This window comes from Peribacillus sp. YIM B13482, from assembly GCF_042787975.1.
GTDB classification, from domain to species: Bacteria; Bacillota; Bacilli; order Bacillales; family DSM-1321; genus Peribacillus; species Peribacillus simplex_A.
The window spans coordinates 1-13,051 of sequence record NZ_JBHZPF010000083.1 but is presented as its reverse complement, the minus strand read 5'-3'; the positions used below and the strand labels follow the sequence as shown (position 1 = coordinate 13,051).

Here is a 13,051-nt window from a genome sequence, read left to right as displayed (position 1 = left end):
TAGTTGGGGGTTTCCCCCTGTGAGAGTAGGACGCCGCCAAGCCATTTAAAAGATCAGCCATCCGGCTGGTCTTTTTTCGGGTTCCAGGACAGATCAACCACGGTTGGTAGTTAGAAGGATCAAAAGTTGAACCTTTTGGACTTAATCCATTCCAATATTAAAAAGGGCACCTTAACTTGGCTTATTTTAAGGAATTGCACAATGCAAGGGTAATCATCATTGGGCATTGTTTTCATCAGCTCTGCCCACCATTCTGTTTCATAACGAGCTATTATACTAAGGTTATAAGAAATCAAATAATGGATTAAAAGTTCAGGTAACGAAAAAGCTGACGAATCTTTATTGAGTGATAGCATGAACTGTCCTTCTGCCATGTTATATCGTATTGGAGAAGAAGCATTATGAATTAGTACGCTATCTGCTTTTAAAGTTAGTGTTCGAGGAGCTTCTGAAATACTGAAAACTTGATTCGTTTTGGATTTTAAAAATTCTTCCAATCGACTGCTGGACATTTGATAGCTATCCAATATGGCTGAGGGTAGTTGAAAACCATCCGAAGAGGGTGACAGGGCGGCGAAATTTTTCTGGGGAATGGGCCATGTAAAGTTTTGCATATCTGGTATTTCCTTCAATAGCGTCCCCATAGAAAATTTTTCACCTTCCAGATGCTTGATATGAAATAATTTCTCGGCAATGCAGGTGAGAAGTCCATTCTTTTGCGTTTTTACTTCGTCCTTTAAAAATTCGTATTGTTGTTTTTTTCTTTTTCTTGTAGTTACCCCATGGGCAAGTACCGAAGTTGATTCAGGATAGTTAGGATCAATAGTGAGCAGGCAGGCCTTTAACAATTGGGCGAATCCATAAAATATTAGGATTGGCTGTATGGAAAGTGGAGCTATGGCAGCCTGATTATAATATGTTTTACCATGTTCAAGATGGTATATAAATGGATAGCAGTTTTCGTAACTTTTCATTTCTGCATCTTCTATTTTTTCACGCATATAACATTTTTGTAAAAAAAGTTGTGAGGAAGATGCGGAAAAAAAAGGGGTATATTTATCGAAATTATCATTGTTTTCAGGCATTGCAGCCTCTCCTCCGAATTAATAGAATTATCAAACATTTATTTCTCTTCTTGACAGTAGTATGTCCTATTGATAACCTACAAATAATATTTTTAAGCAGGAGGGGAAAATAATGTGGGAAAATAAATTTGCAAAAGAAGGTTTAACCTTTGATGATGTCCTATTAATTCCAGCGAAATCAGAGGTTTTGCCGAAAGATGTTAACCTTCAAGTCAGCTTAGCTGAAAATTTAAAGCTCAACCTTCCTATCATCAGTGCAGGAATGGATACCGTTACAGAAGCTGAGATGGCAATTGCCATGGCTCGTCAAGGCGGATTGGGTATTATCCATAAAAATATGTCTATTGAGGCACAAGCTGAACTGGTGGATAAAGTAAAACGTTCAGAAAGCGGTGTTATTAACGATCCATTTTTCTTAACGCCAGATCACCAAGTATTTGATGCAGAGCATTTAATGGGTAAATATCGCATTTCGGGTGTGCCTGTTGTCAACAATTTAGAGGATCGAAAACTTGTGGGTATTATTACAAACCGTGATTTGCGATTTATTTCCGATTTTTCTTTGAAGATTTCCAGTGTCATGACTATAGAGAATCTGGTCACAGCTCCAGTGGGAACTAACTTGGAACAAGCAGAAAAGATTCTTCAAAAATACAAAATTGAAAAGCTTCCCCTTGTAGACGATAATGGTGTTCTTAAAGGACTTATTACAATCAAGGACATCGAGAAAGTCATTGAGTTCCCGAACTCGGCGAAAGATAAGCAAGGAAGGTTACTTGCAGGTGCTGCTGTTGGTGTGACTAAAGATACATTGAAGCGTGTAGAAATGCTTGTTAAGTCCCAAGTCGATGCAATTGTGCTTGATACTGCTCACGGTCATTCAGCGGGCGTCCTTGAAATGGTAAAGGAAATCAGCGAGGCATATCCTGAATTGACGATCATCGCTGGTAACGTGGCTACAGCTGAAGGAACGAAAGCATTGATTGAAGCGGGAGCTGATGTAGTGAAAGTGGGAATCGGACCAGGGTCAATCTGTACGACAAGGGTTGTAGCCGGTGTAGGAGTTCCTCAAATCACGGCAGTCTTCGATTGTGCGACAGAAGCAAGGAAATATGGTAAAACGATCATCGCTGATGGCGGAATTAAATACTCTGGTGATATCGTTAAAGCTCTAGCTGCAGGCGGACATGCAGTAATGCTTGGAAGTATGCTTGCCGGTGTAACTGAAAGCCCAGGTGAAACGGAAATTTTCCAAGGTCGCCGTTTTAAAGTATATCGGGGTATGGGTTCTGTTGCAGCGATGGAAAAGGGATCTAAGGATCGTTACTTCCAAGAAGATAACAAGAAATTCGTACCGGAAGGCATCGAAGGGCGCCTTCCATACAAAGGACCTCTTTCAGATACCATTTTCCAACTGATTGGCGGCATTCGTTCAGGTATGGGATATTGCGGAACAGCCACATTGGAAGATTTGAGAGAAAACTCTCAATTTGTCAAAATGACTGGTGCCGGGTTAAGAGAGAGTCATCCTCATGATGTCCAAATTACAAAAGAAGCACCGAATTATTCAATGTAATGAAATTAACATATAATCGTCATTAAAATTTATTGTTAAAATAGACAGAGTCTACGATTACTCTGTCTATTTTTTTTATTTTTTCTGTGATAAAATATACAAGGTGTCAAGGGAATCACATAAAGTTTCTTCTTTGTTATAGAGATTAGCTTAAAAGTTGGAGGTATTGGAAATTGAAAAAAATCAGCAAGATTACCCTCATTTTCACTTTTGTCTTTGCTCTTGTTATGTCGCAATTTGCCTATCAACCGGGGGAAGCTGTTGCTGAATCTGATAATTTAGGTTTAAAAGCAGAGGCAGCCATCATCATTGATGGTAAAACAGGACAAATCGTGTATGAAAAAAATGCCGATGAAGTATTAGGGATTGCATCCATGTCAAAAATGATGACTGAATACATCATAATGGAGTCAATCAAAAATGGGAAAATCAGTTGGGATCAAAAAGTTAAAATAAATAAATACGTGCATGATCTTTCAAAAGCACCGCATTTGTCGAATGTTGGGTTAACAGAAGGTGAAGATTACACAGTTAAAGAACTATATCAAGCCATGGCTGTCTATTCTGGAAATGCGGCAACGGTAGCTTTAGCACAATTGATTTCCGGAAGTGAAAAGAGTTTTGTTAAATTAATGAATGAAAAAGCAACGAAATTAGGCTTGAAAAACCATAAATTCGTTAATGCCAGCGGTTTGAATAACTCCGATTTATTAGGGCAATACCCTACTGGTAAAGCAGATGAAGAAAATATCATGACAGCAAAAGATACTGCTCTTCTTGCTTATCGTCTAATAAACGATTATCCGGAAGTATTAAAAATTGCGAGTATTCCTAAATTGAAGTTCCGTGATGGAAAAGAGTATTCGAACTTCAACTGGATGTTGCCTGGCCTGATATTTGAATATAAAGGCGTAGATGGACTTAAAACGGGATCTACTGACTATGCCGGTTATGGTCATACAGGGACGGTTATCCGGGATGGCCAACGCTATATCACGGTGGTTATGAAGTCCACTAGTAAAACTGAACGTTTTGCGGATAGCACTAAGCTGATGAACTACGCTTATGCAACCTTCAAAAAAGAAAAAGTACTTCCAGCCAATTACCAAGTGAAAGGGAAAGAAACACTTTCAGTAGTAAAAGGTAAGGAAAAAAGTGTTAAGGTTCAATCTGAAAAAGCGATCGAGCTACTTGTTGAAAATGGTGAGAAAGATAACTATAAAACAGATTTAGTGATCGATAAAAACAAATTGAATGATGATGGTAAGTTGACTGCACCAATCAAAAAAGGTGAAAAGCTTGGATATATCACAGTCACTCCTAAAAACGGCGAAGATTACGGGTACATTAACGGCGATCCAGTGAAGGTTAACGTCGTAGCTGCTGAGTCTGTTGAAAAGGCAAACTGGTTCGTATTATCAATGCGTGCGGTTGGCGGATTCTTTGGTGATGTATGGAGCAGTGTAGCTTCTACAGTTAAAGGCTGGTTTTAAGTTTCGTGTATAAAACGGTTGCGTAATGTATAAAATTATAGTACATTATGGAAAACAATCTGATTATATAAGAAAGCAATGACAGGATATAGTAACAAGAATTTCTTTCTATAGAGAGCCGATGGCTGGTGGAAATCGGTGTGAGAATCTTGTGAATCCCTCCTGGAGCAGAGTATGGAAAGCCTTATGGGGTCAGTAAGTACTTTCGGTTAAAAGCCGTTATCGTGATAAGTGGTAGACATTTTTCATATGTCTTCAACTAGGGTGGCAACGCGGGTTAACTCTCGTCCCTTCTTCAGGGGACGGGAGTTTTTTGCGTTCTTGGAAAAATCATCAGATATTAAGGAGGAACTGGAAATGTTGGATTTGAAATATGTAAGAAATAATTTTGAAGAAGTAAAACGTGTACTGCAATTCAGAGGAGAAGATCTAACTGATTTAGGTAAATTTGAAGAGCTTGATTTGAAGCGTCGAACCTTGATTGCCGATACGGAAAAGTTGAAAAGCAAAAGGAATGAAGTTTCACAGCAAGTGGCGGTATTGAAACGGGAGAAAAAGGATGCTGACCAGTTGATTGCCGAAATGCGTGAAGTTGGAGATCAAATCAAAGGATTCGATGATGAGCTTCGTGAAGTGGAAGCCCGCTTAGGAACATTACTTCTTTCCATTCCTAATATTCCGCATGAAAGTGTCCCAGTTGGTGAAACGGAAGACGATAATGTTGAAATCCGTAAATGGGGGGAATTGCCGGTATTCAAATTTGAACCAAAACCACACTGGGATGTAGCTGGAGATTTAGGCATCCTGGATTTTGAACGGGCAGCAAAAGTTACCGGAAGCCGATTTGTATTTTATAGGGGTCTAGGTGCACGGTTAGAGCGTGCTTTAATTAGCTTTATGTTGGATCTTCATGTTGAAGAACACGGATATGAAGAAATGCTGCCTCCATATATGGTGAACCGTGCAAGCATGACTGGCACAGGTCAGTTACCTAAATTCGAGGAGGATGCCTTCCGTATTGAAAGTGAAGATTACTTCTTGATTCCTACGGCTGAAGTGCCTGTGACAAATTTCCATCGTGATGAAATCATGAGCATGGATGATCTGCCGATAAGTTATGCGGCATACAGCGCTTCTTTCCGATCAGAGGCAGGTTCTGCCGGTCGTGATACCCGCGGGTTAATTCGCCAGCACCAGTTCAATAAGGTTGAATTAGTGAAGTTTGTAAAGCCGGAAGATTCTTATGGGGAATTGGAAAACCTCACGGGTCATGCCGAAAAGGTCCTTCAATTGCTAGGTCTTCCATATCGAGTACTAAGCATGTGTACGGGAGATCTTGGTTTCACTGCTGCTAAAAAGTATGATATCGAGGTTTGGATCCCGAGTTATGGAACGTATCGTGAAATTTCTTCTTGCAGTAACTTTGAAGCATTCCAGGCTAGAAGGGCCAATATCCGCTTCCGACGTGATGCAAAAGGAAAACCGGAACACGTCCATACTCTAAATGGATCAGGTTTGGCAATCGGCCGTACAGTCGCGGCGCTTTTGGAAAATTATCAACAGGAAGATGGCAGTGTTATCATTCCTGAAGTATTACGACCATATATGCGCGGTGCGGAGGTCATTAAACCGTAAGTTAAAGAAAAAAGGAATCAGCTTCTGATAAAAGAAGCTGATTCTCCTTTTTATCTAAGTTTAAAAATTATTTCAAAAAACTTTCTAGACTGCTTGACTTTGATTTTAATTCAATGTATTATAATAAATGTTGATACGGAGGTATACCCAAGTTCGGCTGAAGGGATCGGTCTTGAAAACCGACAGGGGAGTCAAATCCCGCGGGGGTTCGAATCCCTCTACCTCCTCCATAACTTATTAATAACCACAGCGCATAAATTGGATATCGATGAATTCCGTTACAGAGATGTAACGGAATTTTTGTTTTCTAATATATTGAAAAACCACCGGATAACCGGTGGTTTTTTTGTTTTACATATTTCGTAACAACTTGGTTTGCTCCATATATTCGGCAATCCGTTTTATAAGAGGTTCGATACTTGCTTCATCCTGCATAAGGTCATATTCATTTATATTCAATCGAAGGACAGGACAGGCATTAAATTGATCAATCCATTCTTCATAACGGCCGTGCATCTCCTGCCAATATTCAATTGGGGTATGCTGTTCCATCGGACGGCCACGCTCTTGGATACGTTCGAGGATATCGTCCAGTGAGCCTTCGAGATAGATAAGTAAATCAGGGTGCGGGAAGTATGGCGTCATTACCATGGCGTTAAAAAGGCTTGTGTAAGTTTCGTAGTCCACATCGTTCATCGTACCTTTTTCATGATGCATTTTTGCAAATATTCCAGTGTCTTCATAAATGGAACGGTCTTGGATAAAACCGCCGCCATATTCAAAGATTTTTTTTTGCTCTTTAAAACGTTCAGCGAGGAAATAGATTTGCAGATGGAAACTCCAACGATTAAAATCATCGTAAAACTTATCCAGGTAGGGGTTCGTATCAACCTTTTCAAAGGATGTCCTGAATTGAAGGGCATCGGCTAATGCATTGGTCATGGTCGATTTTCCTACGCCAACCGTCCCTGCTATCGTAATGACGGCGTTGTTTGGAATATTATATTTCTTTCGTAAGTTCATTTGACTTTACTCCTTTTTGCAGGGCATTCTCTATTTGGGTGATTATCGTTTTCAAATCATCCTTGTTGCCGACGAAATCCAGTTCATCTCCGTTGAATGTAAGCACAGGTATGTCAGGGTGCCGTTTTTCAAACGTTTCCATGAATATTTGGTAATCTGCGGATAATTGCTCTAAATAAATGGAAGATATATTTTTTTCGAAATCACGGCCTCTTCTACCGATGCGGGAGATCAGAGTATCAAGACTTGCGTTTAAATAAATGACCATATTAGGTTTTGGCATATCCCGTGTTAAAATATTGAATATTTCAAGGTATTTATTGTATTGTTCGTTTTTTAGGGTTCGTTCAGCAAATATCAAGTTCTTGAATATATGGTAATCAGCCACCACGGCTTGGTCATTAGTAAGATACTTTTTTTCGATATCTTCCAATTGTTTATAACGGTTACATAGAAAAAACATTTCTGTTTGAAAGCTCCACTCATCAATATTGTTGTAGAATTTTCCTAGAAATGGATTTTCATCTACAATTTCCCTTAATAACGAAAATTGAAAATGCTCTGCGATAGCTTTTGCAAGTGATGTTTTTCCCACGCCGATTGGACCTTCGACAGTGATAAATGGGGTGGATTTCATCCAATCTGTCCTCCTTCATGAGGTATCAAGCTGAAATTCCCAGTTTATTAGGTTTCAGCCAAGAGATATTGTATCACAGACTTAGGACTTAAGTGATATTTTTGTCAGTTTGCTAATGAAGGAGAATGAAAGAGTGTGTAACAGGGGGATATGGTGGGGAATGCCTTGTTCTGGTGAATACCTTAAATGTCCACACTCTTTTTAATGGATGCCTTAAGAACATGGTTCATCATCTTTAATGCATAATGATTATCTTCCTTTGATGCTGAAGCGATGCAATCCTCGGGTATCCATAATTGATATTCCCGCATATAGGCATCGTTGGCCGTGAATAGGACGCAGATGTTACCGGCTATACCAGTAATGATCAGGGTTTCCACTTTTAATCGTTTGAGTAATGTGTTGAGGGCGGTCCCATAAAATGCAGAATGCTTCGGCTTGATGAGAAAGAACTCGTCTTGTTGTGGTTTTATCGTTTCAATTAATGGGCCATTTTTTTCATTTTTACAGGTATCAATTATTTTATCGAAGTCAGCCTGCCATAAATCATAATGGTCATTGATATAAATGATTGGAAAGCCCTTTTCTTGCATTTGCTTTTTTAATTTCAAAATCGGATCGATGATAAGCTTCGTATGTTCAAGGAGCATATTCCCGTGTTTGAAATCAAAATCATTGATCATATCAATGATAAGCAAGGCGAAAGAAGGCGATTTAGGTCGATTCATGGTATATACTCCTTCATTGTGAGAATTTACTTGCAGCACATATGCAGCTTGCGTTACTATTCATTAGAATAAGTAGTATGACCTTTATTTTGTCTTATATTTGTCTGTTTACTCCTACTTAATTTGAGGGGGTTTTTTTATGAAGGATGATGTTTTTTACATGAATTTGGCCTTGAAGGAAGCTAAAAAGGCGCAGGCATTGAATGAAGTGCCGATTGGCGCTTTAATCGTAATAGATGACCAAGTTATTTCGACGGGGCATAACCTAAGGGAAACAGAACAGAATGCGACGGCACATGCAGAGCTACTTGCGATCAATGAGGCTTGTCGTGCTACAGGCAGCTGGCGCCTTGAGGATGCGACGTTATATGTAACGTTGGAACCTTGTCCCATGTGTGCAGGTGCCATTTTACAATCGAGGGTAAGGCGGGTTGTTTTTGGAGCGCACGATCCAAAGGCTGGATGTGCAGGGACATTTATGGATTTACTTCGAGATGAACGCTTCAACCATCAATGTGAAGTAACGAGCGGTGTATTAGGGGAAGAGTGCGGTTGGATATTGACTTCTTTTTTTAAAGAGCTTAGGAATAAAAAGAAAAATTTGAAAAGAGAGAGAGCACTCAAGATTATCGAAGAAAATAAATAGGTGAAAAACGAATGTTGAAGATGAGGCTTAGCTTCATTTGATAAATTTGGAATCAAACTGTCCATGAACAACACTTGCGTTTTTTTTGTTACCTTAGTATAATGAATTATGCGTCGACATGACGCTGCGAAATTGGTATTACATTTGCCGTGCTAGACGGGGAGGTAGCGGTGCCCTGTACTCGCAATCCGCTCTAGCGAGGTTGAATCCCTTCTCGAGGTTAGCATTCTGTAGGGCCTGCCTTAAGTAAGTGGTGTTGACGCCCGGGTCCTGCGCAATGGGACTCCATGAACCATGTCAGGTCCGGAAGGAAGCAGCATTAAGTGGAAGTTCTCATGTGCCGCAGGGTTGCCTGGGCCGAGCTAACTGCTTAAGTAACGCTTATGGTTGCTAATCGACAGAAGGTGCACGGCAGTTATTTTACATAAACAAAAAACTCATTCGTATCGGGTGGGTTTTTTTTTATGCCAAGAAGGTAAACTGCTTGGTTTTTTGAAAACAATGAGGCAATCATAAAATTTCCTTTTAGACTTTGAAATTAAGGAAATCAGTAATGTATAATAAACAAGATGGAGAAAAAAGGAGGGATTTCCGTGGGGTATCAAGCATTATACCGGGTATGGCGGCCACAACAATTCATTGATGTAGTTGGGCAAGAACATGTAACGAAAACGCTGCAGAATGCCTTGGTCGGGCAGAAGGTTTCACATGCCTATTTATTTTCCGGTCCACGCGGGACAGGGAAAACAAGTGCTGCCAAAATTCTAGCAAAAGCAGTGAATTGTGAGCATGCCCCGACAAGTGAGCCCTGTAACGAATGTGCTACTTGCCGCGGAATCACTGATGGCTCCATATCAGATGTTATAGAAATTGATGCAGCATCCAATAATGGTGTCGAGGAAATCCGTGACATTCGTGATAAGGTCAAATATGCACCGAACGCGGTTACATATAAAGTTTATATCATTGATGAGGTACATATGCTTTCACAAGGCGCTTTCAATGCGCTTTTAAAGACATTGGAAGAACCTCCGAAGCACGTAATTTTTATATTGGCGACGACAGAACCTCATAAGATTCCACTAACGATCATCTCCCGTTGCCAAAGGTTTGATTTTAAAAGAATTCAGCCTCAAGATATTGTTGGCAGGATGTCACAGATTATTGCAGAAACAGGTGTTTCATGTGATGAACAAGCTCTGCATATCATTGCGAGGGCAGCAGAAGGCGGGATGCGAGATGCACTAAGCCTTCTTGATCAAGCGATTTCCTTCAGTTCGGAGACGGTTTCCGTGGAAGATGCATTGACTGTCACCGGTTCTGTTTCGCAGGCATTTTTAAGCAGGTTGGCAAAGGCTATATATGATAAAGAAGTAGCGGTGGCACTTGAAGTCCTTGAAGAATTGCTAGCTATGGGAAAAGATCCGGCTAGGTTCATAGAAGACATGATTTATTATTTCCGTGACATGCTTTTGTATCAAACTGCACCAGCCCTGGCAGAATCCTTCGAGCGTGTATTGATAGATCCCCAATTTAAAGAATTGGCAGAAGTCATCTCTTCTGAATCGATTTACTCCATTATTGAAAGCTTCAATCAAACACAGCAGGATATGAAATGGACAAATCATCCAAGGATTTTCCTTGAAGTGGCACTTGTGAAATTATGTAATGAGCAAAGGTCAAATCAAATGGATGATGGGCAGCTTAAACAGATGCAGCAGAAAATAGATGATTTAGAGAAGAAATTAATGGAAATGCATAAAAATGGCATTCCGGCAGCAATGACAGAAAAACCTGCAGAGCAGGCGAAAGCACAAAGGGCCATTAAAAAGGCATATAAAGCACCTGCAGGAAAGATCAATCAAGTTTTGAAACAAGCTACAAAGCCAGATCTTAATGTAGTGAAAAGTAAGTGGGGAGAAGTGCTTGAACAGTTAGGTCAGCAAAACCAAAAGTCATTGGCAGCTTTATTAACGGAGGCAGAACCTGTTGCTGCGTCAACTGAAGCTTTTGTGGTAAAATTCAAATATGATATTCATTGTCAAATGGCAATGGAAAATAACCGTTTCGTGGAAGTGATGGCCTCGATCATGCAGCAATTGACCGGGCACCGTATGGAGATAGCTGGTGTTCCGGAGAGCCAGTGGCAAAGGTTGCGGGAGGACTTCATTTCAACACAGCAGTTCGACGGTCCAGAAGAAACGGAATCAAAAGAAGAAGACCCCTTTATAGCAGAGGCTAGAAAATTAGTCGGCGATGATCTACTTGAAATTAAAGAATAATTGGAGGTAAGGAAAATGGGTATGCGCGGCGGTAATATGCAAAATATGATGAAACAAATGCAAAAAATGCAAAAGAAGATGGCAGAGGCACAAGAAGAATTAGGTGAAAAAAAGATTGAAGGCACTGCTGGCGGCGGAATGGTAACGGTCATCGTGACAGGCCATAAAGAAATAGTTGATGTAATCATCAAACCGGAAGTTGTCGATCCGGATGATATCGATATGCTTCAGGATTTAGTCCTGGCTGCAACTAACGATGCTTTGAAAAAGGCGGAAGAACTGACAAACCAAACGATGGGACAATTCACTAAGGGAATGAACCTTCCGGGTATGTTTTAAGCAAGTTCAAAAGAAACTTCCTTTCAGGAGGTTTCTTTTGGGATTTTTAGGGGGAATTTGATGCATTATCCAGAACCAATTTCCAAGCTCATTGACAGTTTTATGAAATTGCCGGGGATTGGGCCTAAAACGGCTGCTCGATTAGCCTTCCATGTACTAAGCATGAAGGAAGATACTGTTTTGGATTTTGCAAAAGCACTTGTGAATGCTAAACGGAATCTTATGTATTGTTCAGTCTGTGGTCATATTACAGATCAAGATCCCTGTTATATCTGCGAAGATCAAAAGAGGGACAGAAGTTTGATTTGTGTGGTTCAGGACCCGAAAGATGTAATAGCTATGGAAAAGATGCGAGAGTTCAATGGTTTATACCATGTACTGCATGGCAGTATTTCACCGATGGACGGAATTGGTCCAGAAGATATAAACATTCCTGATTTATTAAAACGCCTGCAAGATGAAACAGTGCAGGAGGTCATTTTGGCTACTAATCCTAACATTGAAGGTGAAGCGACAGCCATGTATATTTCGCGGTTGCTAAGACCGTCAGGGATTAAAGTGACCCGAATTGCCCACGGACTTCCTGTTGGCGGAGATTTGGAGTATGCGGATGAAGTGACGCTATCAAAAGCAATTGAAGGAAGAAGAGAAATATAAGATAGCTGGGAGGACTTCACTTGTTCTTTCGTAAAAAAAAGAAACTTCGAAATGAATTTAATGAGTCATTAATCGAAGATCTTGAACATTTGAAATGGAATTGGCATAATCAAAAATCATTACTTGAAAAAAGCGTTGATCCATCTGAGGAAGTAATCGCCCAAACAAGACTGGCGGAAGTGAAATATTTCTACTTATTCAGGGAAGTTAAAAGAAGGAATGTCCGCATAAAAAGATGATAAGTAGATGGCTGTGAAGGAATGCATTTTCTTCATAGCCATTTTTTGTTTGAGTTCTTAATCCAAAGATCTCTTCATATAAGTGAAGTACAAGCTTGCGGGGAGGAATGATTTTGGAACCAGTTGTCTTTGTTGCCGTAGTTGGCGGCCTGATTTTAATGCTCCTCATTATAGGGGCGCCATTAAGACCCGTCCGGTTTATAGGGCAGGGGATTATAAAGATCATTATCGGTGCAGCCTTTTTGTTCTTTTTGAATACACTTGGGAATCAAGCGGGCATTCATGTACCCATCAACCCTGTTACCTCAGCAGTCGCCGGCCTGCTTGGAATACCAGGAGTTGCAGCTTTGGCGGCCATTGGCTATTGGGTCATTTAAAAGGCATTAGCGTCGATGTTACTCTGAAAAACCTCATGGAAACTCCTTGAGGTTTTTATCATGTTATCGTTCATTTAGTTTTTTTAAAAAATATGTAAATAAACCATTGACGAAAAAAGAACAACCTGATAATATATTAGGAGTCGCCAATAACGACATCATAAATACTCAATCAAAAAAATGTGAAATAAATATTGACATTAGAATGAGTTGATGATAAGATAATAAAGTCGCTTACGAAGTAACGACGAAGAATCGCTCTTTGAAAACTGAACAAAACAAAGCGCCAACGTTAAATTTTAAGTGAGCACACACTATCAAAAAAGCAAATGAG

13 protein-coding genes, 1 tRNA gene, 1 other RNA gene and 1 other annotated feature are annotated in these 13,051 nt (G+C 40.0%); of the genes, 11 read left to right on the top strand and 4 right to left on the bottom strand.

Going from position 1 to position 13,051, the window contains the following annotated elements; translation table 11 throughout:
- Window positions 1–119: 119 nt before the first annotated feature.
- Window positions 120–1,085 (bottom strand): YaaC family protein, encoded by a 966-nt coding sequence (locus ACFX4L_RS23630; RefSeq protein ID WP_377406414.1) that lies wholly within the window; start codon window positions 1,083–1,085, stop codon window positions 120–122.
- A gap of 112 nt (window positions 1,086–1,197) precedes the next feature.
- Here ACFX4L_RS23630 and guaB point away from each other — a divergent pair, with 112 nt between their 5' ends.
- The 4 genes from guaB (at window position 1,198) to ACFX4L_RS23610 (ending at window position 6,019) form a co-directional block, all read left to right on the top strand.
- On the top strand, window positions 1,198–2,661 hold the full coding sequence (guaB, locus tag ACFX4L_RS23625) for an IMP dehydrogenase (RefSeq protein ID WP_089365025.1): 1,464 nt from the start codon (window positions 1,198–1,200) through the stop codon (window positions 2,659–2,661).
- Between the two features lie 173 nt (window positions 2,662–2,834).
- Window positions 2,835–4,154: a D-alanyl-D-alanine carboxypeptidase family protein gene (locus tag ACFX4L_RS23620; protein WP_260399085.1), complete on the top strand. Its 1,320-nt coding sequence runs from the start codon at window positions 2,835–2,837 to the stop codon at window positions 4,152–4,154.
- A gap of 69 nt (window positions 4,155–4,223) precedes the next feature.
- Window positions 4,224–4,449: a binding site (T-box leader), on the top strand.
- Between the two features lie 62 nt (window positions 4,450–4,511).
- A complete protein-coding gene (gene serS, locus ACFX4L_RS23615; protein WP_377387135.1) occupies window positions 4,512–5,789 on the top strand; it encodes a serine--tRNA ligase in 1,278 nt (425 codons plus the stop codon).
- Window positions 5,790–5,926: 137 nt separating this feature from the next.
- Window positions 5,927–6,019, top strand: a tRNA-Ser gene (locus ACFX4L_RS23610).
- 121 nt (window positions 6,020–6,140) lie between these two features.
- Here ACFX4L_RS23610 and ACFX4L_RS23605 read toward each other — a convergent pair.
- The 3 genes from ACFX4L_RS23605 to ACFX4L_RS23595 form a co-directional block, all read right to left on the bottom strand.
- A complete protein-coding gene (locus ACFX4L_RS23605) occupies window positions 6,141–6,812 on the bottom strand; it encodes a deoxynucleoside kinase (protein ID WP_377387132.1) in 672 nt (223 codons plus the stop codon).
- Window positions 6,790–7,449, bottom strand: a complete 660-nt coding sequence (locus tag ACFX4L_RS23600; protein ID WP_089365026.1) for a deoxynucleoside kinase — start codon at window positions 7,447–7,449, stop codon at window positions 6,790–6,792. Before ACFX4L_RS23600 ends, ACFX4L_RS23605 begins: the two co-directional genes overlap by 23 nt.
- Before the next feature lie 182 nt (window positions 7,450–7,631).
- A complete protein-coding gene (locus ACFX4L_RS23595) occupies window positions 7,632–8,177 on the bottom strand; it encodes a cysteine hydrolase family protein (protein ID WP_377387129.1) in 546 nt (181 codons plus the stop codon).
- 139 nt (window positions 8,178–8,316) lie between these two features.
- Here ACFX4L_RS23595 and tadA point away from each other — a divergent pair, with 139 nt between their 5' ends.
- The 7 genes from tadA (at window position 8,317) to ACFX4L_RS23560 (ending at window position 12,717) form a co-directional block, all read left to right on the top strand.
- A complete protein-coding gene (gene tadA, locus ACFX4L_RS23590) occupies window positions 8,317–8,823 on the top strand; it encodes a tRNA adenosine(34) deaminase TadA (RefSeq protein WP_284469101.1) in 507 nt (168 codons plus the stop codon).
- Between the two features lie 147 nt (window positions 8,824–8,970).
- Window positions 8,971–9,235: signal recognition particle sRNA large type (gene ffs, locus ACFX4L_RS23585), an RNA gene on the top strand.
- A 181-nt stretch (window positions 9,236–9,416) separates the two neighbouring features.
- Entirely contained in the window at window positions 9,417–11,105 is a 1,689-nt protein-coding gene (gene dnaX / locus ACFX4L_RS23580) for a DNA polymerase III subunit gamma/tau (protein WP_284469100.1), read from the top strand.
- A gap of 21 nt (window positions 11,106–11,126) precedes the next feature.
- Window positions 11,127–11,444, top strand: a complete 318-nt coding sequence (locus ACFX4L_RS23575) for a YbaB/EbfC family nucleoid-associated protein (protein ID WP_053348895.1) — start codon at window positions 11,127–11,129, stop codon at window positions 11,442–11,444.
- A 60-nt stretch (window positions 11,445–11,504) separates the two neighbouring features.
- On the top strand, window positions 11,505–12,101 hold the full coding sequence (recR, locus tag ACFX4L_RS23570; protein ID WP_061440307.1) for a recombination mediator RecR: 597 nt from the start codon (window positions 11,505–11,507) through the stop codon (window positions 12,099–12,101).
- 20 nt (window positions 12,102–12,121) lie between these two features.
- Window positions 12,122–12,340, top strand: a complete 219-nt coding sequence (locus tag ACFX4L_RS23565) for a YaaL family protein (RefSeq protein WP_061440308.1) — start codon at window positions 12,122–12,124, stop codon at window positions 12,338–12,340.
- A gap of 113 nt (window positions 12,341–12,453) precedes the next feature.
- Complete coding sequence (locus tag ACFX4L_RS23560; RefSeq protein ID WP_061440309.1) at window positions 12,454–12,717, top strand: pro-sigmaK processing inhibitor BofA family protein; 264 nt, start codon at window positions 12,454–12,456, stop codon at window positions 12,715–12,717.
- The last annotated feature ends 334 nt before the right edge of the window (window positions 12,718–13,051 follow it).

What these genes read in the sequence shown, in the direction of transcription:
- ACFX4L_RS23630 (WP_377406414.1), bottom strand. Translation starts at nt 1,085, where the DNA reads ATGCCTGAAAACAATGATAATTTCGATAAATATACCCCTTTTTTTTCC.
- guaB (WP_089365025.1), top strand. Translation starts at nt 1,198, where the DNA reads ATGTGGGAAAATAAATTTGCAAAAGAAGGTTTAACCTTTGATGATGTC.
- serS (WP_377387135.1), top strand. Translation starts at nt 4,512, where the DNA reads ATGTTGGATTTGAAATATGTAAGAAATAATTTTGAAGAAGTAAAACGT.
- ACFX4L_RS23605 (WP_377387132.1), bottom strand. Translation starts at nt 6,812, where the DNA reads ATGAACTTACGAAAGAAATATAATATTCCAAACAACGCCGTCATTACG.
- ACFX4L_RS23600 (WP_089365026.1), bottom strand. Translation starts at nt 7,449, where the DNA reads ATGAAATCCACCCCATTTATCACTGTCGAAGGTCCAATCGGCGTGGGA.
- ACFX4L_RS23595 (WP_377387129.1), bottom strand. Translation starts at nt 8,177, where the DNA reads ATGAATCGACCTAAATCGCCTTCTTTCGCCTTGCTTATCATTGATATG.
- tadA (WP_284469101.1), top strand. Translation starts at nt 8,317, where the DNA reads ATGAAGGATGATGTTTTTTACATGAATTTGGCCTTGAAGGAAGCTAAA.
- ACFX4L_RS23575 (WP_053348895.1), top strand. Translation starts at nt 11,127, where the DNA reads ATGCGCGGCGGTAATATGCAAAATATGATGAAACAAATGCAAAAAATG.
- recR (WP_061440307.1), top strand. Translation starts at nt 11,505, where the DNA reads ATGCATTATCCAGAACCAATTTCCAAGCTCATTGACAGTTTTATGAAA.